This is a genomic window from Pseudomonas sp. NPDC087358, assembly GCF_044900785.1.
Taxonomy (GTDB): Bacteria; Pseudomonadota; Gammaproteobacteria; order Pseudomonadales; family Pseudomonadaceae; genus Aquipseudomonas.
The window spans coordinates 99,227-118,775 of sequence record NZ_JBJDOA010000004.1 but is presented as its reverse complement, the minus strand read 5'-3'; the positions used below and the strand labels follow the sequence as shown (position 1 = coordinate 118,775).

General features: G+C 58.6%; 18 protein-coding genes. 2 read left to right on the top strand and 16 right to left on the bottom strand.

Annotation, left to right across the window (positions count from 1 at the left end):
- Window positions 1–447: 447 nt before the first annotated feature.
- Window positions 448–1,425 (top strand): hypothetical protein, encoded by a 978-nt coding sequence (locus ACI2KS_RS10440; protein WP_404619779.1) that lies wholly within the window; start codon window positions 448–450, stop codon window positions 1,423–1,425.
- 680 nt (window positions 1,426–2,105) lie between these two features.
- On the opposite strand, the gene ACI2KS_RS10435 is transcribed toward ACI2KS_RS10440, so the two are convergent.
- Together ACI2KS_RS10435 and ACI2KS_RS10430 are read right to left on the bottom strand one after the other, a co-directional pair.
- Complete coding sequence (locus ACI2KS_RS10435; RefSeq protein ID WP_404619777.1) at window positions 2,106–2,384, bottom strand: hypothetical protein; 279 nt, start codon at window positions 2,382–2,384, stop codon at window positions 2,106–2,108.
- Window positions 2,377–2,670, bottom strand: coding sequence for a hypothetical protein (locus tag ACI2KS_RS10430; protein WP_404619775.1), 294 nt, complete (start codon window positions 2,668–2,670; stop codon window positions 2,377–2,379). The genes ACI2KS_RS10435 and ACI2KS_RS10430 overlap by 8 nt, the downstream gene beginning before the upstream one ends.
- Before the next feature lie 94 nt (window positions 2,671–2,764).
- Between ACI2KS_RS10430 and ACI2KS_RS10425 the strand changes: the two genes are divergently transcribed.
- Entirely contained in the window at window positions 2,765–3,481 is a 717-nt protein-coding gene (locus ACI2KS_RS10425; RefSeq protein WP_404619773.1) for an SOS response-associated peptidase, read from the top strand.
- Here ACI2KS_RS10425 and ACI2KS_RS10420 read toward each other — a convergent pair whose 3' ends face one another.
- From ACI2KS_RS10420 to ACI2KS_RS10355, 14 genes are all read right to left on the bottom strand, one after another.
- The gene (locus ACI2KS_RS10420) at window positions 3,482–3,988 is read right to left on the bottom strand and encodes a DUF2514 family protein (RefSeq protein ID WP_404619771.1); all 507 of its coding nucleotides are present in this window, start codon (window positions 3,986–3,988) and stop codon (window positions 3,482–3,484) included.
- Window positions 3,985–4,425: a lysozyme gene (locus tag ACI2KS_RS10415; RefSeq protein ID WP_404619769.1), complete on the bottom strand. Its 441-nt coding sequence runs from the start codon at window positions 4,423–4,425 to the stop codon at window positions 3,985–3,987. The genes ACI2KS_RS10420 and ACI2KS_RS10415 overlap by 4 nt, the downstream gene beginning before the upstream one ends.
- 69 nt (window positions 4,426–4,494) lie before the next feature.
- On the bottom strand, window positions 4,495–4,962 hold the full coding sequence (locus ACI2KS_RS10410; protein ID WP_404619767.1) for a hypothetical protein: 468 nt from the start codon (window positions 4,960–4,962) through the stop codon (window positions 4,495–4,497).
- Window positions 4,963–5,068: 106 nt separating this feature from the next.
- Complete coding sequence (locus ACI2KS_RS10405; protein ID WP_404619766.1) at window positions 5,069–5,737, bottom strand: hypothetical protein; 669 nt, start codon at window positions 5,735–5,737, stop codon at window positions 5,069–5,071.
- On the bottom strand, window positions 5,734–8,931 hold the full coding sequence (locus ACI2KS_RS10400) for a hypothetical protein (protein WP_404619764.1): 3,198 nt from the start codon (window positions 8,929–8,931) through the stop codon (window positions 5,734–5,736). The genes ACI2KS_RS10405 and ACI2KS_RS10400 overlap by 4 nt, the downstream gene beginning before the upstream one ends.
- Window positions 8,931–9,446 (bottom strand): hypothetical protein, encoded by a 516-nt coding sequence (locus ACI2KS_RS10395; RefSeq protein ID WP_404619762.1) that lies wholly within the window; start codon window positions 9,444–9,446, stop codon window positions 8,931–8,933. Before ACI2KS_RS10395 ends, ACI2KS_RS10400 begins: the two co-directional genes overlap by 1 nt.
- Before the next feature lie 9 nt (window positions 9,447–9,455).
- Window positions 9,456–9,920, bottom strand: a complete 465-nt coding sequence (locus ACI2KS_RS10390) for a hypothetical protein (RefSeq protein ID WP_404619760.1) — start codon at window positions 9,918–9,920, stop codon at window positions 9,456–9,458.
- A complete protein-coding gene (locus tag ACI2KS_RS10385) occupies window positions 9,917–10,522 on the bottom strand; it encodes a hypothetical protein (protein ID WP_404619758.1) in 606 nt (201 codons plus the stop codon). Before ACI2KS_RS10385 ends, ACI2KS_RS10390 begins: the two co-directional genes overlap by 4 nt.
- 103 nt (window positions 10,523–10,625) lie before the next feature.
- Window positions 10,626–10,910: a hypothetical protein gene (locus ACI2KS_RS10380; protein ID WP_404619756.1), complete on the bottom strand. Its 285-nt coding sequence runs from the start codon at window positions 10,908–10,910 to the stop codon at window positions 10,626–10,628.
- A gap of 102 nt (window positions 10,911–11,012) precedes the next feature.
- On the bottom strand, window positions 11,013–11,237 hold the full coding sequence (locus ACI2KS_RS10375; RefSeq protein WP_404619754.1) for a hypothetical protein: 225 nt from the start codon (window positions 11,235–11,237) through the stop codon (window positions 11,013–11,015).
- Between the two features lie 48 nt (window positions 11,238–11,285).
- Complete coding sequence (locus ACI2KS_RS10370) at window positions 11,286–14,555, bottom strand: lytic transglycosylase (RefSeq protein WP_404619752.1); 3,270 nt, start codon at window positions 14,553–14,555, stop codon at window positions 11,286–11,288.
- A gap of 2 nt (window positions 14,556–14,557) precedes the next feature.
- Window positions 14,558–15,595, bottom strand: coding sequence for a hypothetical protein (locus ACI2KS_RS10365; protein WP_404619750.1), 1,038 nt, complete (start codon window positions 15,593–15,595; stop codon window positions 14,558–14,560).
- A 758-nt stretch (window positions 15,596–16,353) separates the two neighbouring features.
- A complete protein-coding gene (locus tag ACI2KS_RS10360) occupies window positions 16,354–17,361 on the bottom strand; it encodes a hypothetical protein (protein WP_404619748.1) in 1,008 nt (335 codons plus the stop codon).
- A gap of 1 nt (window position 17,362) precedes the next feature.
- Complete coding sequence (locus ACI2KS_RS10355; protein ID WP_404619746.1) at window positions 17,363–19,516, bottom strand: hypothetical protein; 2,154 nt, start codon at window positions 19,514–19,516, stop codon at window positions 17,363–17,365.
- Window positions 19,517–19,549: the final 33 nt, after the last annotated feature.

Sequence of the window (19,549 nt, the reverse complement as noted above, 5' to 3'; positions counted from 1 at the left end):
GGAAAGCCGAGCCCAGAGTTAGCGTAAAGCCGGCACGGGATGCTGGTGGGGTAGATTGCGCGGATTGCCGCTGAAGGCAAACATTGATCGCTGGCCTGCCGCCACTCCGAAAATCCTGGATGACCGACCAGAATAAAACGTGGGCAGGATTTCGATCAGCCCTTGCGCCGTAGCCTTGAAGCCAAGGGCACGCGAAGCGAGGTGGCCTACCTGTTGGGAGAAAGCCCTTCCAACGATTGCTTTTGAGTAATAAATCCGACCAAAGGAATTAGTGAACGGCTGGATCATGAAAGTAAGAAAGTGCTAAATTCATACGTTGACCATCTGGCATGCCTTACCATCATGACTAGGCATTAACGGATATCCACTGGGCATATACACAGAGCCACGTCAGGAATTACAGTCCAGTAAATTTACATTTATGACATATTCCGACAGGAAAGAGACATGGATAATATAAAACATATTAAAAATCCACTTAGTCTCATTTCGATTTTTGCTGGCGTCGCTGAAGTCAGTGGCGTCGCAGTTCTACCTCTTATCAGCACACCAGAAAATCAGTACCTCTATATCTGGTTCCTAATATTTTTCCCGACCTTCACCGTTACGCTATTTTTCATAACGCTTAACTTCAACTACAAGACACTCTATGCCCCATCAGACTACAGAGATGAGAAAAACTTCGTAAATCCTTTCGGGACCGCTACTGATGCTGAGGTCGTATCAAAGCTTAAAGCCGAAGCGCTGGAAGTCAGGCAAAATAATAATATCTCTCAAACGCCACGGGCAAGCTCCGAGAACAGCATAAAGGAAGCACCAGAACACCCTCGCAGGTCAGGGATCGAGAGCCAGCCTGCCCCGGGTCCGTCGCTACCCCCCACCGTTACCGTTGATGAGCCGCAGGTCGCCGTCCAGAATCGACTTTTCAAAACCGCTTCATTCTCTGCGCTTAGCCCGAATACCGTAAGGTTGATGGAACCCTATAAGTCTCAACATCGCGCGCTAATGGAGAGCGTGGCAATCGCAGAGAAACTCGCCATTCAAAAACTCGGAAAGATAATTAATTTAGAATTCAAGCCAGATGTAGCCTTCACTCCAGAAAACTCCACAGAAAGATATATATTTGACGCGGCCGCGCACACACCTGGGAAAATTGATATAGTCGAAATCAAACTGTTCACTCATGCGTTCGATCCGAACCGCTTCAACAACGCGCTGAGCAATGCTTACTATTTGAATTTGACGCTGAAAGGTGTCGAAAAACTCACACTACACTGTGTAATCGTAATGAAACAGATGCGTATAAGACCGAGCGAAATCCGGACATCAATGGCGCGACTGACCCAGGACTATAAGTTTGACACCAGAGTACATATAACAACTACAGAAGCGCTAGAGAGCCAGGAGAAACCATTCCTGAGGTGAGCCGCGGTTTAAAGTTGCAATATCAGCCTGAAGCGGCGTTTAAGATCAAGGATATCAGCCCTGCGAGCCGATTATTGAGAAACTCGAAAGACAAAACTACGAACAGTGATACGCCGCCCATCAAGTCAACCGGCAATCCGAGAGTCGATCCCCTTCCAGCGTCCTCAGCTGGCATCCATCCGCCTAAAAACGGTTAATGGCATAGAGTCGGGCGCACGCCGTGTCTGTGAAGTTACACCGTGTCGCCTATCTACCGCTGATCAGCTACGCGGCGCTCGCTTCTTAAGGGAGGACAACGCCCTGCCCGACCTAAAGCTTCGAGCTAGAAAGAAAGTTGTGATGTAGGGGAACTGAAGGGGAATTGGAGCGGCGAGGGACGAGTTGCGGTAACGATCCCTGAAGTTGCGGACACCTTTGCATTCCTAAAGGCACAAAAAAACCCGTAAGACGTTAATCTTACGGGTTTTATATGTGGAGGCCGAGGTCGGAATCGAACCGGCGTAAGCGGATTTGCAATCCGGTTTTATTTGCCTATTTCATTGGGCCAAACCCCTACACCCCTTTGATTACGCGGGCTCCACTGAATATCGCTACATCTGGATTAATGGCCATTTGGGACATTCAGTGTCCCAGAATTGTCCCACGCATCTACTGTCCCCTCCCCGGCGTCCTGCCGACCTTTACCCAAACCCCTTTATCACCTGCCGACCTTCATCCGCCAATCCTGCCCCGTCAAACATCCCAAGCGCACCCGCCTCTTCCAATTCGGTCAGCGCCCAGAGCCTGGCCGCGTCGGACATCTCCAGCATCTCGTTCAATTCCTCGGCGCTCACCTGTCGCCGGCGGCGCGCAAGCATCGCCAGATCATCAAGCTTTCGCAGCGCGCCGTCGGGGTTGGTGATCAAATCGTCACGACCCTGAATCGCCACCTTCCAGTCTCTGAGCGGGTCATCACTCAAAGCGGCACCACCATGACTGTGCGTACAGCGCATCGTCGATCAGCTCGACCCCGGTCAGATTCATTCCTCCGGTGGCCATGCCAGTGATCCGCACATCGATGAGCCTGGGCAGGATGTTCTCGCCGGGCGCCGAGCTGAAGATCCAAGCCGTTGTCGTCGTCCGGCCCAGAAAGGTCTCGTGCGACTCGATGATCTGCACGTCTCCTCGGATCGGCGGGATCTTCGCCATCTCCTTTTTGTCGATGGCCACGCCAAGGCGCCGCCGGGGTGTGATGAGGAAATACATGGTGAACGCCTCAGATAACTGTATATGCGTACAGTTAACTAAGCTGAGCTATCGTGGTCAACACTGTATAAGCCGATTTTCGACAGGTGACAGCATGTGCGGACGCTACTCGATCTACGAGCCGATGGATCACTACCTGAGGGAGCTTGCGCCCCAGCAACTGGTGATCAACGGATACGACCTTTGGCCGGTCGAGCGGTACAACGTTGCGCCGAGCACCCGAGTCGAGATCATCCGGCCGACGGCGGAAGGCTTGAGCGTCGATAAGGTGAAGTGGGGATGGTCGCCGTTTTGGGCGAAGGGTGAAGGGAAGCGCCCCGCGCCGATCAATGCTAGGGTCGAAACGGTGCTGACAGGGAAGTACTTCAAACAGCTATGGCCGAACGGGCGCGCACTGGCGCCGGCGAACGGCTGGTTTGAGTGGGTGAAGGATCCGGACGATCCGAAGAAGAAGCAGCCGTACTTCATCAGGCTGAAGGAGGAAGGCCCGATGTTCTTCGCCGCGCTGGCCGAAGTACACCATGGGCTGGAGCCGGACCCGCAGGACGGCTTCGTGATCATCACCGCTGACTCTGACCAGGGCATGGTGGACATTCACGACCGCCGGCCGGTTGTCCTGAGCCCTGAGCACGCCCGAGAGTGGATTGATCCTGAGACGACGCCGGAGCGCGCCGCCGAGATCGCCAAGGAATGCTGCAGGCCGACCGAGGAATTCCATTGGTATCCGGTGCCAAGAGACGTCGGCAATGTGAGGAACCAGGGGCCGCATCTGATCGAGCCATTGTCCCTGCCCTCAGATGAGGATGACTGATTACGGCTTTTCGCTCAGGGCGTCGTAAGACCGCTCACAGGCGAATCCGGCCCGACGACTTGCTGTAAGCGCTGCCGCCAGTTGGCCCGCGTATCCATCAGCTTCTGATCGCAGCTGGGCGAGCAGATCGGCAAGGTCGTTGATTGTCTTCCCTCGCTGGGCAAGTCGGGAATTGAGAGCGGCGCGGTCGGCAAGCAGCTTTGCGGTTTGGTCGCGCAGGCTGTCATTGTCAGCAAGCTGCTGAGCAGCAAGAGCATCATCCTTCTGTTTCTGGTCGGCTGCATCATTGCGCACCTGGTCAATGTCACGTTGGCGTTGCTGTTCGGTTTCGCGGGCCTTTTCGCTGGCTGTGGCCGCTGCGGTGGCAATCCCTGATTTGTAGTCGGCGTATTCGGTGCGCACTGAGCCAAGTGCGAGGGTTTGATAGCCCAGGCCCAGCGCCAGGGCAATGATCAGCGCGGCCACGCCCCAGGCCCAGACCGGAACCAGCTTTAGGGCGGCGATCATGCCTTGCTCAGGAACAGGGCCTGCTCGGCTGCCCGGCGCTTGGTCAGCCCGGGCAATTCCTTGCCGGCGGCCTTGTTCCACCGGCCGAATTGATCAGCAGCCCGCACGTAATCGCCAGCATTCAGCAGCTTGAGCAGAGTCGATGACGCCAGATTGGGCGTGCCGAGGTTGTAGACGAAGCTCATCAGCGCGTCCCACTGGTTTTGAGTCAGTGGCACCTTCACCAGCGCGGCAAGCTCAGGCTCGAAGCGCGCAACGTCGGCCTTGAGGTATTGCTCGGCTTGTTCAGCGGTGATCTTCATCCCAGGCTTCACGCCGCGCGTTGTGCCATATCCGATCGTCCATGGTTCGGCGCCGGTGGCTGGATCTGGGTACGCGGTCAAGCTCAGCCCTTCGGACGACTTGATCAGGTCGATACCCTTCTGTGATATGTGCATTTGTCACCCTCCAGACATAGAAAAGCCCGCTCGTAAGCAGGCTCTGTGACTGGCCGGGGATGTCCAGTTTTATGCGGTGGAAACTGCCAACGCCGATGTCTCGTTCGTATACGGCTCAGGCATCACCGGCCATGCTGGCGTTTGTGGCCAGCCCGCTGCCGAAATTACCCGGCCCAGCTTCACGTTGTAGCTGTTCCACGACTTGAGTTGGGTCTTGCGCACCGGCAGTTCAGCGATCTCGGCCGCAGACGGCTCGATGTAGTCCTCGTCGTCAGGGTCCTGCTGATTGATCAGGTAGTCCAGAGTGGCGACTCGGCCCGAGAGAGCAGTTACCTGGGCATTCGCTTGGCGCTGGCGGGATTGGAGTTCGGCGGTTGAGTAATCGGTCCATTGCTCAGTAGTGCCCGGCACGACTACCCACGCGCGATACCAGTTACCGTCTTCCTCGCGGATCGCGCCGTATTGCAGGCTTTCGAGGGTGCCGAGGGTAGGCTGCGGATCGTCTATCAGCACCGCCGCGCCGTAGTCGGCGAGCATGGCGTTGGTCCAGTCTGCGTCTGGCGGAAAGGACACATCTGGGTACAGGGAGCGCAGTCCGGCTGGGGTAATAGGGGTTCTTGTTTCGGTTATGAGGATGTTCATTTTATTGTCCCGGAATCAAAATTCTTCGGATGGGCCTAACGTAGTTAGATGCGGTTTTAGAGCCGGCAGTAGTACTTCCGTCATCGGTGCGCCAGGTAAAGTTTCTTGTGGCGTCCGCCGGGGATTGGGTAGACGTCCAAAACCTAGCGGTCCCATCATTGAATAGCGTCTGTTTGGTAAGGCCAGTTCCGACAAAGAGAGAAACGGCGGTCTGCGCTGGATTTGTTGCGGTATACGTTGGTCCTGAGGGCGAGCCGTATGGATTCGGATTGAAGCTATTTTGAGTTGTAGTGTTGTTTCCCGTGGTTGGCTTTAAGGCCCTGTACAGGATTTCCATCTCATAGCCTGAGGCCAGGTAGTAATCTTGGTTGCCGGCTGGGTCTACATAAGTACGGCAGTACGCAGCTGCTGCATACGCAGAGTCTGGCGTCATAGCCTGAGTGTTTGCCATTCCGTTATAGGTGCTGTCAGTACCTGTAGTACCTGTAGCCAAGCTGCGCACCGTCATCCTGCTTTCGGTCGATTTTTCTGCCACTACAAGCCAATACAGCAATCCATCTATGTTTATTTTTCCGAAGTAATAGCCCCCACCATACGCGTCGCCGATAGCCGGGTCGTCGGGTATCGGGACTTTTCGCTGAATCTGCAAAAGCACTTGCCCAAACCTCATGTCGAAGCCCCTTCGCGCAGCTCCCACGCCGTACCGTTCTTGGTCGAGTAGATGTAGTCTTTCTGCTTGCTGGCGCCGGGGGTATCGATGGCTGCCGACTTGATCACGGTCACACCACTCGGCTGAGTAAGGGTGAAGGCTGTGGTGCCCTGACGAACAGTGACGACCACGGTGTAGATCTCATTCGTCAGGGCCGGAATGTTGCTGAACGCCAGAGCGGTGTTGCCGGTCAGGGTCAGATCGAAGACGCTGGACACAGACAGGTCCAGGGTGGCAGTACCGGTTGCTGCTGCGTTGACGGTCACCTTGTCCAAATAGTCGGCCATGCTGAGGACGGTGCCGCTGAGCTTGCCCGTCAAGGTGCCGCCTGTAAGTGAAAGCTTGGCCGCTACAGTGGTTGTCAGTGCGGTGATTTGACTTTGTAACTTGCCAATCGCAACCAGCAGCGTGTCACCAGCCACTACAGCGGTTGAAACGGTCAGATCGAGCCCTGTCAGCACTGCGGCGCGAACCGAAGTGGCGAAGTCAACAAACGCCTTCACCCCGCTCCAGTACTGGGCAGAGGTGCCGGCAGTGACGGTCGGCTCTTTCGTGGCTGCGGCTGCCGTGACGAATGCTGTGCTCGCCACCTGCGTTGTGTTTGTACCTGCTGTCGCAGTTGGAGTTGTTGGAGTTCCCGTCAAGGCCGGTGACGCCAGCGGGGCTTTAAGGTCGAGCGCTGCTTGCTGGGCAGTGCTCACCGGTTTGGCGGTATCTGCGGTGTTATCAACGCTTCCCAGACCGACGTCGGCCTTCGCAAGCACTACGACCCCAGTCCGCCCCGCGACTGACGTAACAGTGTTGACCTGTGCGCCGGCGGCGACTCCGTCGAGCTTTGTCTTGTCAGAGGCGGAAATCGTGCCGCCGATAGATGCTGTGGCCGTAGGAATGACGGCGCTTGTGCCGGTGCTGCTCGTCACCGTAACTGTCGTGGTGGACGTTGTGACGCCGAGGTTGGTGGCGACATTCGGTTGAGCGCCAGCAGTGATGCCATCGAGCTTCGACTTGTCTCCCGCAGTCTGCACGCCCGCAAGAGATACGGTAGCTGCGGGCAACACGGCGCTTGTTCCGCTCGACGAGGTGACGGTCAGCGTAGAAGCGGCGGTGGTAACGCCAAGATTGGTTGCGCCGCCAGGTGCCGCAGCAACGGCCGCAGTAACAAATGCAGTGGTGGCGAGTTGCGTGGTGTTTGTAGCCGCCGCTGCGGTTGGTGCTGTTGGAGTGCCCGTGAGGGCTGGAGAAGCCAGAGGAGCCTTTAGGTCCAATGCGGATTGCTGGGCTGTGCTGACGGGCTTCGCGGTGTCAGCAGTGTTGTCTACGCTGGATAGCCCAACATCAGACTTCGTCAGTACCACTGCGCCCGTTCTGCCGGACACGGACGTGACGGCGTTAACTTGGGCGCCAGAGGCAATTCCGTCCAGCTTCGACTTGTCGGCCGCAATGAGAACGCCTGCGAGAGTTGCTGTTGCTGCTGGAAGTACCGCACTAGTACCGGTGGAGGAAGTAACCGTGACCGTTGAGGCGGCCTGGGTTGCGCCCAGGTTTGTAGCAGCGCCACCTGATGAGACGGCGGCAGCTACAAACGCGGTTGTTGCCAGCTGGGTAGTATTGGTGCCCGACGTCGCTGTAGGAGCTGTTGGCGTCCCAGTAAGAGCCGGGGATGCGAGAGGGGCTTTTGCGTCCAAAGCAGTCTGCAGCCCGGTGACAGTGCTAATCGCCTGCGTCCCGGTATGAGTCGAACGATCTCGAAGGGCGGCGTCGGTAGAGTTAACCGTCGCGCCAGCTGCGATGCCTGCCAGCTTTGACTGCTCGGCAGTCGTGTAGTCGTTGGTGGATAGCCCCTTGCCCGCAACGGCGTCGACCTTTGTGCCTTGCAGCTTGCCGAGTGCAACCAGAATTGAATCAGCAGCAGTCACTGTACCGGTCGACGATGTGAAACCGGTTAGCAGTGACGCCTGAGCGCGCGCGGTTGTGAAGTAGAGATTTGTCGTGCCTTCGGTCAGCTGGTCCGTGTTGGCTGGGCCTGAGCCTGAAGATACGAGTGGCGTGCCATCGGCCTTGGTGTACGACAGGCAGCGCCAGGCAGTTGCCGATGCCGCCTGAAACTCTGCGTTGTCGCCGGACAGCGTGGTTCGCACCCCGCCCGGTACCAGTCCGGCAGCGAGGGTTATGCCAGCAGCAAACTGGAGCTGACGTCGCATCCCATCCACGCCACCGCTGAACGAGTTGATCGTTGCCGCGCCGCTGATGTAGATCGAGTCCGACGAGGCGCCGCCGATGTTGACTACGGAAGCAGCGTTGAGGCTGGCTTGCGCGGCTTGGTTGAAGGGGCCGGTCATGGCCTTGCTGCCGTCGAGCGGTAGCTTTGTGCTGTCCGGGGCGCCAACCAATGACGTACCGCTGGCGCGCTGATACCACAAGCACTTCCAAATGTTGGTGTCGTCGACGTTTATGAACTCGGCGGTATCGCCCACCGCCGTAACAATGTCCGCGCCACTTGGGAGGATGATCCTGGAAGTGTTAGAGATAGTTACGGCAGTGTTGAACTGGATACGTCGTGTCGTTCCGCGACTGGCGTTACCGAGGAACTGCAACGGTCCTGAACCGCTGACCAGCACGGTGTTCGACGCCGACGATCCCAGGTCGACCGTGTTGCTGACCGTTGCACCGATGACCAGCGAGACCGGGTTGGCCTCGTTTATCGCGCCAGTCATTTTGCCGCCAACCAGTGGCAGCTTGGTTGGGTCTGATGCGCCAGCTGATAACAAAGGAGCGCCGCTGAATCTGGCAAAGTCGATCATGCGCCAGTTAGCTCCGCCCAGCGACTCGAACAGCGCCACGTCGCCGGCAGCCGTGGTGATGTCGGCCGAAGTGAAGAGGATCATCGTCGAGCTGTTGTGCAGCACGGTGACGCCGGTGAAGACAAAACGGCGGATAGCCCCGTAACTGACCGCTAAGTCACCGATCTGGGTCAGGTCGCTTTCGCCGAAGTGGATGGTGTTGGCCAGATCCAGCACGGACTTCGGGATCAGCGTGCTGCCGGAGAACGTCTGTGGCGTAGCCTCGTTGAGCGCGCTACGCAGCAGCAACGCGTCCCCCGCCGGGATCTGGACGTTCTGGCCGCCCTTCCGAACGACTGGGAGACGATCAGTCATCAGAGCACCACGTAGTCGTAGTCGTCGGTATCCAACTCGGTAGCGCTCAGGGCTACGCCGATCTTCTGGTCAATCGAGCCCGCTGTTGCTGAGGTTGCATCGAGGGCTGGAGTGACAACGCCCCCAGCAGTGCCAAGGTAATAGGTCGAACCTGGAGTCAGGCCGGTGAGCTGGCTATTCACGCCGTCGAGGTCGTAAACAGTTGCCGATGCAGAGCTGGCGACGGCCGCCAGAACGTAGCCGTGTGCTGGACGGCCGTTCGAGTTATCAGCCAGGCGCACATTCACCACGCCGGCGTTCGCGTACATGTTGACCAGCTTACCGGCGGCAATGGCCTCGCTCGCTGGGATAGAGCGGCTGGCCGGGCCGCTTCCTGCGTTGTACAGGGTGGGGTCAAGCTTGCCATCAGCGCCCAATGCGGGAATCTTTCCTGCATCAGCAGCGCCCGCTGAACTGGTGATCGGCGTGTACTGCTGGTTTTGGCCGTTTACCCGGCGAAGAACTTTGTCTACCACGATATGCTCCTACGCCAGTAAAACCGGCTCGTTGAGGTCGATATAAAGGCGTGTCGCGCTGGTGGCGAAGCCGATGATGAAATCCCAGCCGGTTGTCGGCGGGGTTTGCGTGAGTACGCCGTTTGCGCCGCACCAGACATGACCTTCCGTCCACGACCATGAGGAGTCATCGACGAAGCCTTGGGTCTGGATGTTGATGTCGGTGCCGATAGAGCCTGATGTGATGGCCAGGCCCAGCGCCTGATAGACCGATTCGGTAGCAGGATTGACCGGGCGGGCAAGCTGCTGACTTTCGTAGATGACCCGAAGTGCGCTGATGGTTTCGCCGGCCGTGCAGATGATGGTCTGGACTCCGCCGCCAGAGTCAGTGCCTGGGCGGCCTTGGGCGCCGCGCTGACCTACCATGATGGTGAATGCGCCGTCAGTTCGCTGGCAGCAGTTCGACGATCCGCGCACGACGAAGGCGGAGTTCATCGGGTCACCTCGTCGCCGATCCTGACCTTCGAAATCGCCGTGACCGGATAAACATCACCGCTGGGCGTGATCAGTTCGAGGTCGTACACGCCCTGGCGCCAGGTGATGGCTGTCGTAACCGCTGGCGTCAGGCGAACAACCAGGGCGGCCAGAGATGTGTCAATCTCGATGATGCCGTCAGGTTCGGTCGAGGAATCAGAATTCAGGGTCAGCAGGATTTTCCCGTCGACGCGATCGCGGATCTGCATGCGAGCAGAGCAGCCGGTCAGGTCGAACGGGCGATTGAAGATGACCGAGCCGCTTGGGATGTAGGCGCGCCAGTTGTCAGAGCGGACCGAATTCAGTTCGATGACGCTGGAGGTGACCACTGACGCGATATAGACGTCACCGTCGCCAGTGTTCAGCTCTTCAGGCTGTTTGACACCCTCAATGCTGATCGGCCAGCCGTCAGGAATGCCGTGGTTGACGACAGTGAGACGAACAGGCGCAGTGCTGGGCATGCCAGAGATGGGCAGATAGGCCAGCTCCTGATCGGCGTACCGATACATGAACTCGAAAGTCTTGCCCTTGACGATGTTGATGTCGACGACTGGGGCGCCCATGGAAATCTCCTGCGATTTCCGGTGAGCGTATGTGACTGGATTTTTCGGACAAGGGGCAAAAGAAAGCCCGCGCTTGGCGGGCCGTAGAACCTAACGTGTTGAGTCAGTCGCAAGACATGCGGCTGTTGTTGTAGCCGTAGCTTTGGCAGTCGAAGTGGGTTTTTGGTGGCGGCTGGTACTGCGGCGCTTGGCGGATGATGATCACCGGCGGCGGCTGTTCAATGCCTGCAGCGATTCGCGCCTGTCGCTCAGCGCGGGCCTTTTCAGCAGCCTCTCGCCGCTGCTTCTCGATGCCCATTGAGCTTGTGCTGTCAGGAATGATGGTGAGGGTGCCGGCGTTAGCCGTGGCGGATGCCAGTGCTAGACAGAAGAGAATGATGTACTTCACGACTAATTTCCTTGTCGAGATTTGATGAGGCGGCCACTCTGGAGGCGCCGGTTATCACAAATATCGGCAAGGGGACTTGGATCTTGAGCGCTCAGTCTGGGCTTATCGATCGGCGCGTGCGAATCCTTCGATGATCCAGACGAGTGCCACACCAATAACATAGATGGCGATTACGGGCAGAAATCCGAACAGGAGGAATGCCTGAAGAGCTCCCTCTCGATACTCAGACACGACCAGCACAGCGCCGATCAGCCAGAGCAAAGAAAGCGCAAGCCATAGGCGCCGGAATCCAGCTTTGTATGCAAACTTCACTTCTACGTCTTGCATGGCGCCCCCCTCCGCATCTGAGGCACCATGATAAAGCCGCAAGCGAATTTAGTCAGCACCGGCCGTTAGGTATGCCAGCGGTCCAGACGCACGGACGCTCGCGCGCGAGGCATCGCTCAGGTTTTTCTCCCATTTCCTATATGCCTGCGTGCGCATTAGCTGCTTTTCTCTCGCAATCACATTCGCTTTGGGAAGGCCACCGGCCTTGGCATACGCGACCATGGCGTCGTAGAACTGCTGAGACGAAAGAACCTTCCCGGCAGCTTCGACGAGTGGCGCCCGTTTCTCTTTAGCGATCCCGTAGATTACGCCGGCGGCACCGGCACCAGGCAGTCCCAGCGACGAGGTGATGCCTTCGGCCGCCGCGATCTTCCCAGCGCTACCCATAAGCCTTGAGACCACACCGTCAGGCCCGGCGAACTCTTCCAGGGTCGCGGCAATCCTACCGTTCGGCAACCTGGCTCCAGAAGCGCGAGCCATCCCACCCGCTACGGTCGCGATGTTCTCCACGTCAGTAGCCGCCTGTTTTGGCAGATAGCTGAGGAAGCGTTCTTTGGCTGCTTGATTACGACTTAACGATGTCCAGAAGGAATTAAGCCCTGTGGCCGTCAGTGAAGCATCGTTGCGGCTTCCGGAACTAAAAACGTCGTTTAGAACAGTCAGTACTGCGCGCTCCCGTAGATTCTCCGGGATCTTGCTCAGCACCGTGTCGAAGTTCTTGTAATCGCCGTTCTTCAACTGGGCGACAGCGGTTCCGAGTTTCGATGAAATCGCCCCTTTGAGGTCGCTCCCAATTAGGTCGGTCAGGTTCTGACTGGCCTCGCGATGCTGAGACTCGAGGAACCTGGCATTTTGAAACGCATCCCCGACACCATGGGCATCAGCGAGGCGCTGCTGATCGGCCAGGATTGAGGAATGGAGGCGCTGCAAGCTTTCGTTTTCGGCGTCGGCGAAATTGGTCTTTTTGATCCGCCCCTCAACTTGCCTGCGCAGGTTGTCGAGCGCCTCATAAGAAGGCTGCCTTGTTGCTCCATCGGGTACAGCACCGGAAACGATGCCCTGCAAGCGCTGTGTGTATGCCGACAGGTTATCCAGGCGCTGAGTAGCCTCTTGGCCTATCAGCCCACTGAGTCTGGCCTTCGCCTCAGCGTTTTGTGTGAGGGCTCCGTACCAGCTATTGAACGCTGGAATGTTCAGCCCCCCAGCCTTGCCGCCGCTGAAGGCGTCGCCCACCGCGGTCATCACTGCCTGTGGACGAAGATTTTCGGGGATGTTGGCAATGGTGCGGTCAAACGCCTGATAGTCGCCGTCGGCGAGTCGTTTCACGGCGCCACTTAGGACATTTGAGACCGAGCCGGTCAGGTCTTTGCCGATCGTCTTCACCAGGCCTTCCTCGATACCCTTGCGCTGGGCGACCAACGCCTTCGCCGAGGTGAAGGCGTCGCCGACGCCCGCAGCATTTGCCACGGCCTGCTGGTCTTTGCTCAGGTTGGCATACAGCGCATCGAGCGTTCGCGAGCTTGAGGTAGCGAACGGGCCACGACCCTTGTACCCATCACCCACTGACTTGCGCACGGAATCGAGCGCTGAGTATGTTGGATGCTCAGTAATGGTCTGGATGGTTCCAGGAATGAGCGGGTTAGGCTCTGTCCGGACCTTGGGAGACAGGATGCTCAGAGCGTTCCTTTCGTCAGCCGACAGTAATGGCTTTCCACCTAAGTCGGCAGCTCGGCCTTGAATGAAATCGATAGTGGCGTTTGCAGGAGCTTGAGCTCGATTTCCAATTGACTCGCCAACTTGGCCATACAGGCCTTCTGCTTGACGGCTGAGCGCATCGATTGTGCGCTGGCTCTCCGCTTTGAATCGGTCGGAAAAGGCGCTTTTGTCCAGCGAGCCGCCGTACAGGGAAACGATATCGTCGGCCTCTTTCGCTGCCGCCTGCGCTGCTGCTGCGTGGCGCTCAGGCACTCGCAGGCCCGCAATCGCCGCCAATGGCTTGTCAGCGTCAGGATCTGCCGTCAGGACTCGATAAGCGCGTTGTTCGGCGGCCGAAAGCAAGGAAGTATCTCCATTGACCTCTTGCAGCTTGGATTGCAGGTAGCCCAGCGAATTATCAGCAGTTGTTCTGGCTTCGGCAGGTATTACCTCTTTCACCTGGCCGTAAAGGTCAGAGCTTCCTTTTTCTAGCTGCTTGATAGTGTCGACGCTTTCATTTCTGAAATCGTCCGAAAAGCGACTCTTGTCAGTCGCCCCTCCATAGTCGTTGATCAGCTTGTCGGCCCTACGTGCGAGCGCCTGGTGCGTCAACTGTTGCTCTGCTGCCGCAGGACTGCCAGGGACAGATGCCAGCCCTTGAGCCTTTTCTAGAAACGATTGATTCTGTGCAAACTGGGCCGGAGCGAGATTGCGATCAAGGCCCAGATCTTCTGCGGCCTGAAGGACGCGCGGATCAGGACTTGCCAACGCTGACAGATCATTAACGGCCGTCTCGCCTCTTTTTCCTGTAGCCTGGGCAGCCGCTACGATAGCCGGCCCAGCCTCGATAGACGCAAGAGACCCGCCAGAGGTTGCTGGTGGGGTACTGGCTATGGATGAATTTGCTCCTTCTGTCACGTCCAAGCCCAGGCGCGCAGCGCCGGAGTCCGCAGCTTTCCTGACAAGCGCGGAACCGCCCGCAAACAGCGCCGGCACAGCACCGCCCAACAGCCCGCCAATAGCGGCGCCTGTGGCTGCTTCTGGTAGCCGCTCAATAGCATCTCCTTCCGCTGACCCGAACCCATAAAGCCCTCCATATCCAGCACCAACTGCGGCGCCCTTGCCTATCGTCCCGGCAAGACTGGCCGATGCAGATCCGCCGCCAGTGGCAAGCGCCGGGATAACCCCGCCAGCTAGATTGCCTGCGGCAGACGCGATCGGGTTCTGCTCTTGACCAGCCTTCAACAAAGCGCGCTGGTTCGCGACGTTTTCGTCGTAGCGCTCACCAAATGTTGATGCCGCCGAGCCGTTCTCTGGGATCGAAATCAGCGGCTGCACGGCGGCATCAAGGCCGGCGAGAATTTCGTCTTGCAGGCCGAAGGTTGTGCCATCGCCAACCCCTCGAACAAACGCCTCCCCAGCGCCAACCTCTGGTGCGGCCGGCTTGGTAAATGCCGCAGGAGCTGGGGTAGCTTGATCGACCGGAGTGAACGAGCTGAGCCACGAATGATTGCTGTCGGTTGTCGCGGCGGTTGCCGGCGTGGCAGCAACGGCCGCCGGAGGCTGCTGTGCGCTATCTGCGCCAACAGGCGTGTATTCCTTCAGCCAGTCTTGGTCAGCCATAATTATTTCCTGTACTGCTTGCCGTCTGGGCCGATGAAGACGCTGCCGGCGGGCAGCGCGTCAGCCTGCGCCTTTGACGTAATGGTGGGGATGGCTGGTGCGGCCTGGGTAGATGCAACGCCGGCCGCTGATCCTGGTGCCTGGGCCGCGCTTGCGCTGGAGCCGAGCCGATCCCGGGAGGCTGAAAATGTGCTGCGAATGTCCGCAAGCGACTTACGGAAGGCGCCCTCGCTCATCTTGGGTGACAGAGCTCCGATGGAGTCTGAGAGCTTTTTGCCTTCAGCATCAGAAAGCGCGCCCGCCCCTTTTAGCAGCGCGACTTGAGGCAAAAAGCTTTGGGCTTTCAGCGTGTCGAGTCGCGCCTCGAAGTCTGCTGCTGCAGATCCTGGACGAGTAGGCAGAATCGAGGAAAGTCCGACAGCAGATGCTAGACCAGGATCTTCATCAATCCTCGGCCCAGCCGGGTTTTTGGGATCGACCTTGGTACCCAGCAGCGAATCAACGGAAGACAGCGCCTGATCGATCGTTGCCACTTGGCCTGCTTGGCCCCGAGTTCTGTCCTGAGCGGCCTGCAGCTGTGCCTGGTCGTTCTGGGCTAGCTGCTGTTGCTTCAACTGGCCCTCCACCTGCGCATTCGCCAGCTGGGTCTGTGCCTGCTGTGTTTTTAAAGTGTTTGCGCCAGTCGGGTCGATGAGCGTCTGGTAGCGCTGCTTCTGCTCGGGTGTGGCGTTAGGTGCAGTAGCGGCGGTGAATGCATCATCCAGTCGCTGGGCCTGTCGTGCTTGGTTGTTAGCGGTCTGTCCAGTTCGCAAGTCCTCAAGGGACTGCTGGGCCCGCGAGGCGTTTTGCACCAATCCTGCCTGAGCCTGCTGGTCAAGCTGGGCGGCAGCCAGGTCAGATCTGGTCAGCGGCTGGCTACTATCGCGGACGATGCCAAGCTGCGCGCCTTGCTGGGCCCGGGTCGCTGCAAGGTTTGCACTGTCTTGGGCTTGATAGGCGTTGCGCAGGTCGTTGGCGCGCTGAAAGCGAGTCATGGCCAATTGCGCGTCCCCGGCCTGGCCCTGGCTAAACGCACCCACCCCATCGCCCAGGTTCGATGCTGAGCCGAGGGAGGCAAGTGGCGCATTCGGGTTCGCGCTGACGCCTCCCGGTGACAGATCAGAAAGCGAGGTAGGCATCTGCGGACCAGCGCTCACCGGTGCCGAGTTGGCAGCAGTGGCGAGGTCGGCCGGCTGATTGCTGAATTGAGCTACGCCATTCGCACCAGCTCGGCCGACAATAGCGTTGGTGCCCGCCCCAACCCCCGTGGGTCTGTATGCCGCATCCAGGCCGACCGGTTGTTGTGCTTGCGGGTCTGGCTGCGCCTGAGTCGATGCCTGGGGAAGCGCATCTGCAAGGCTTGCTGTCTGCTGTGTGGGCGCTGGTTGCGCGCCTAGCTGAGCTGGCGCCGTTGGTGAAAGGGATGTGAGGCTCTGGGGTGCGGAAACCGGTGCGGGTGCGCCAAACTGAGCTGGATTGACGAATGCACTCGCCAGGCTTTGCGGTTGAGTTGGGTCTGCTGGGGGTTGACCCGCGACTGCAGGTGCTACGGCTGCCAGGCCAGCTACCTTGGGCAGCTGATCGCTTGCTCGGGCAATTGGGCCGCCGGTGAGGGACTGAACCCCGTTTTTAGCCGCTCGTTGAGCTGGCGTCAGATACGCCGTGGCCAGGTCTCCAATGAGATCGCCGACTGCCATGCTTGTCACTCCCGCAGGATTTTCGATGGTTCCTACGGTATGTGACTGTATTCAAGGGTCAATCAGGCGGCCTCGTAAGCGAGCAGCAACTCCTTCCAAAATCCTGCAGGTTCAGGCGGGTTGCCGCCAGGCCCGAACGTTGGCTGCACGCCGCAACCTTTTGCATCGCTACCACTCTGCGAGACATTTCGGCCATTGGAGTTCTGCCACACGATTTGCTGGGTAGTGAGATCAAATGCTACGAGCATGTTTCTGATCGCGACAGAGCTGAGCAGCACAGTGTTGTCGTCCAGCAAGCCTTCCAGATACACGTAGGCAAGATCGGCCGCGTAGTCGATCACCGCGTCAAGCGGGATCGGTCGGACGGAGGTGGCGCCGAGCAACCCAAGCCCCAGCGCGCCCTCGCTGATTTTTAAGACGTAACCAGAGCCGTCGCTGGTGAAATATGGCATGCCCCTAATGTCGGCTGCACTGGCGCCGCTGGTTGGCCCAATCTGCGCAACGGTAACCCCTGTGTCGTAGTTGCGAATCTTGGCGCCGTATCGGTAATCAATGCAGGAAATCGCATAGGAACCCGACGTGTCAGCAACGGCCGGACCGATTTCCTCACCCTCTCCGATGACAGTGCCCACAGCGCCGGTGGTCAGGTCCATTCGGGCCAGGCCGCCGCCAGACAGGCAAAGCGCTCTTTCCGGGAGCTGCCCGGGATAGATAGCCCCAACGCCAGGCGCCGCTACGAAACTGCCAGCGGTGTAAGGCGCTACGACCTTCAGATATTGTTCAGAGGCGCCAAGGTAGAACGTGCCTTCCCCGTCGAAGCCGTGTCCCGCCCCCACATACGTGCCAGCCTGGATCTGCGAGGTCTGCCCGGTCGCCTGATTCCAGAACCAGACGTAGCCCTGAAGATAGAAGGTTACCGCAGCGATCGTGCCGTCATAGCTCATGTCGAACAGAGCGCCGCTGGATGCGCTGAAAGGCATTGTTTTTGTCGAAACAATCTCGCCAGTAGCACCATCGAACAGATTGAGTTCGGTGCCGGACGCGGCGGGACAAACAAAGAATTTACTCATTTCAAACCCTCACTACAGGCTCTGTGCGTGCCTGGGCTATGTTCCCGCAGTGGAATGTTCCGGCTGGTGAGCCGTATTCGAGGATCTGGGCCCAGGTCGCGCCGGAGTCGTAACTAATCCAGGTCGCACCACCGGTGATGTCTTGGCCGTCGTATTCAGGAAAATTGAGCCCGGGCTGACCGAAGCCCTTGGATGCGATCAGCGTGGCGGGATGACCTCCTGCTGCTGGGTCCTCAGGGTCGTAGCCATCGCTCTCTGGCCGGACGACCTCGATCCTGCCAAGCTTTGGCGGATTGGCGAAGGTCGGAACCGTATAGGCACCTGTCTCAGAGATGTAAAAATAGGCTTGCTGTGCGGCGCTAAGCGAGTCGGGACCGAACCCGTTGCTGACCAGCGCAGGATCGATAACGCCCTCTACCCGGACAGCGTTGGTGAACGCGTTGTAGGTGGCCAGTGCTATGTTCCCGGACGGCGCCCAGAAGTAGTTATCCTCCGGCCGGTCGGAGACCTGACTCGATACATAGAAGGCGTACCGGCTGTTTCCGATGTATGTGACTTGGTCGAAGCCGGCAGGAAGCGTGATCCATTCCCCGTAACTTGGCTCGCCGGGATCCGGGAAATCGACGGTGCCATAGTTGAAATTTGCCTGCTCCCCCGTGCCACACGCCAAGCACATAGCAAATCCGGGCGTTCCCGAATATCCGGTGCGCACGCCATCCTTGTCCGCAACGAATACGCTCAGTTGCGGCATTGACCCCGGCTGAAAAGAGGAAAACACCGGGAATACGACCTCTTTACCGTTCGTGTCGCAGCCGATGGTGAATCGCCCCTCATCAGCCTGGCCGATATCCCAGGCCGAGCTTGCGCCGTTGTAAGGAGGCGCTGCGCGACCCGGGTAGAACACGCCACGCTTTAGTTCTCTGGTGATTAGGTTTTGCCGTCTACTCGATCCGTTCTCGATCCAGGTCACATCAAGAAACAGCGAACCCTCAAATTCTTGGGCCGCACCATCTGGGTCGTCGAGGTCGTCTTTGGTTCTGGCTACGAACGTCGAGGTGATCATGATTGAAGTTCGGGCACCATCTTCGTCTTCAATCGTCGCCATTGGAGCGCGGTAGACGATGTTATTCAGGTACCAGGTGCCGACGACACCCTCGAAGCGGGTCCGGTCGCGCAGTACCGGCGTGCGTTCGGTATCGCCAGCGAACACCTTGTAGGAGTTCACGATTCGGGCTGTTGTCCCAATCACCTCGATGTCAGCCGCCCACAACCCGCGGGCTCCGGACGGCGTGCCTCCATTGACATTGAAGCCCTTGGCGACTTCTGTCCAAACTGGGAAGCCGTTCGAGTCATCTGGCGGCCGATCCTCTGTGCCATACCAGTAGTAAGGCCCCGCCTCTTCGTAGACGACCTGTGCCGCAACGGTGATGCGATACCCTGGATTTCCGTCATCGTCGAAGAACCCCTTCGGCTTGCCAGTCGACATCCACGGATACTGCGCGGCCTCCCAGTTGATCTCGAAGTTGTCCACTGCGGAATCCTGCAGACGGGTAATCGCCTTCGCCCCTACTGCGTTCAACACGCTTTCGCCAATATTCAAGGTCCAGCTGGCCTGGGCGGCCGTTGGACTGGCGGGAGTCACCACGCCGTTTTCGAAGCGCACATAGAACGGCGCGGTCACGATGATTCGCCAAGCGAACGGATCTTTCGGACCTGCGTAGGACATGGGCCAGCGCTGCGCCGCGGTGCCCACTGTAGAAATAGAGTGCACTGCGCCTAGGCCAGAGAATGGTTGTGCAAGCCCCCAATAACGAGTGGGCACGAATTGGCCGGGGTCGCCGGAAACCCCCAGGGACAGCGAGCCGAATGCCCCCGCCGTCAGAGTCGGTGATGTCTGGGGGGCTTGAACGCCATCCATGAAGCCTGGCAGGTAGCTGTCTCTGCCAGAGTTGAGCGTCTGCACGTAATATCGCGCGTACGGCGCCACGCCATTGGAGATGTATCGACCGATCACGCAGAGCCATGCCGGCAGATCGATGACGACCGCACTCATCGACTGGCCGGATTTCTTGGCAATCAGCAGATAGCCTTCGATGATCTGCTTCTTGCTGCCGCCAGTAACACCGCCGCGAGCCATGGACTGCGCAAGCTTCATGACCCTCCGAAGCAGCCAGATGCCTGACGTGGA

What these genes read in the sequence shown, in the direction of transcription:
- ACI2KS_RS10440 (WP_404619779.1), top strand. Translation starts at nt 448, where the DNA reads ATGGATAATATAAAACATATTAAAAATCCACTTAGTCTCATTTCGATT.
- ACI2KS_RS10430 (WP_404619775.1), bottom strand. Translation starts at nt 2,670, where the DNA reads ATGTATTTCCTCATCACACCCCGGCGGCGCCTTGGCGTGGCCATCGAC.
- ACI2KS_RS10425 (WP_404619773.1), top strand. Translation starts at nt 2,765, where the DNA reads ATGTGCGGACGCTACTCGATCTACGAGCCGATGGATCACTACCTGAGG.
- ACI2KS_RS10420 (WP_404619771.1), bottom strand. Translation starts at nt 3,988, where the DNA reads ATGATCGCCGCCCTAAAGCTGGTTCCGGTCTGGGCCTGGGGCGTGGCC.
- ACI2KS_RS10415 (WP_404619769.1), bottom strand. Translation starts at nt 4,425, where the DNA reads ATGCACATATCACAGAAGGGTATCGACCTGATCAAGTCGTCCGAAGGG.
- ACI2KS_RS10410 (WP_404619767.1), bottom strand. Translation starts at nt 4,962, where the DNA reads ATGCTCGCCGACTACGGCGCGGCGGTGCTGATAGACGATCCGCAGCCT.
- ACI2KS_RS10405 (WP_404619766.1), bottom strand. Translation starts at nt 5,737, where the DNA reads ATGAGGTTTGGGCAAGTGCTTTTGCAGATTCAGCGAAAAGTCCCGATA.
- ACI2KS_RS10400 (WP_404619764.1), bottom strand. Translation starts at nt 8,931, where the DNA reads ATGACTGATCGTCTCCCAGTCGTTCGGAAGGGCGGCCAGAACGTCCAG.
- ACI2KS_RS10390 (WP_404619760.1), bottom strand. Translation starts at nt 9,920, where the DNA reads ATGAACTCCGCCTTCGTCGTGCGCGGATCGTCGAACTGCTGCCAGCGA.
- ACI2KS_RS10385 (WP_404619758.1), bottom strand. Translation starts at nt 10,522, where the DNA reads ATGGGCGCCCCAGTCGTCGACATCAACATCGTCAAGGGCAAGACTTTC.
- ACI2KS_RS10375 (WP_404619754.1), bottom strand. Translation starts at nt 11,237, where the DNA reads ATGCAAGACGTAGAAGTGAAGTTTGCATACAAAGCTGGATTCCGGCGC.
- ACI2KS_RS10370 (WP_404619752.1), bottom strand. Translation starts at nt 14,555, where the DNA reads ATGGCTGACCAAGACTGGCTGAAGGAATACACGCCTGTTGGCGCAGAT.
- ACI2KS_RS10360 (WP_404619748.1), bottom strand. Translation starts at nt 17,361, where the DNA reads ATGAGTAAATTCTTTGTTTGTCCCGCCGCGTCCGGCACCGAACTCAAT.
- ACI2KS_RS10355 (WP_404619746.1), bottom strand. Translation starts at nt 19,516, where the DNA reads ATGAAGCTTGCGCAGTCCATGGCTCGCGGCGGTGTTACTGGCGGCAGC.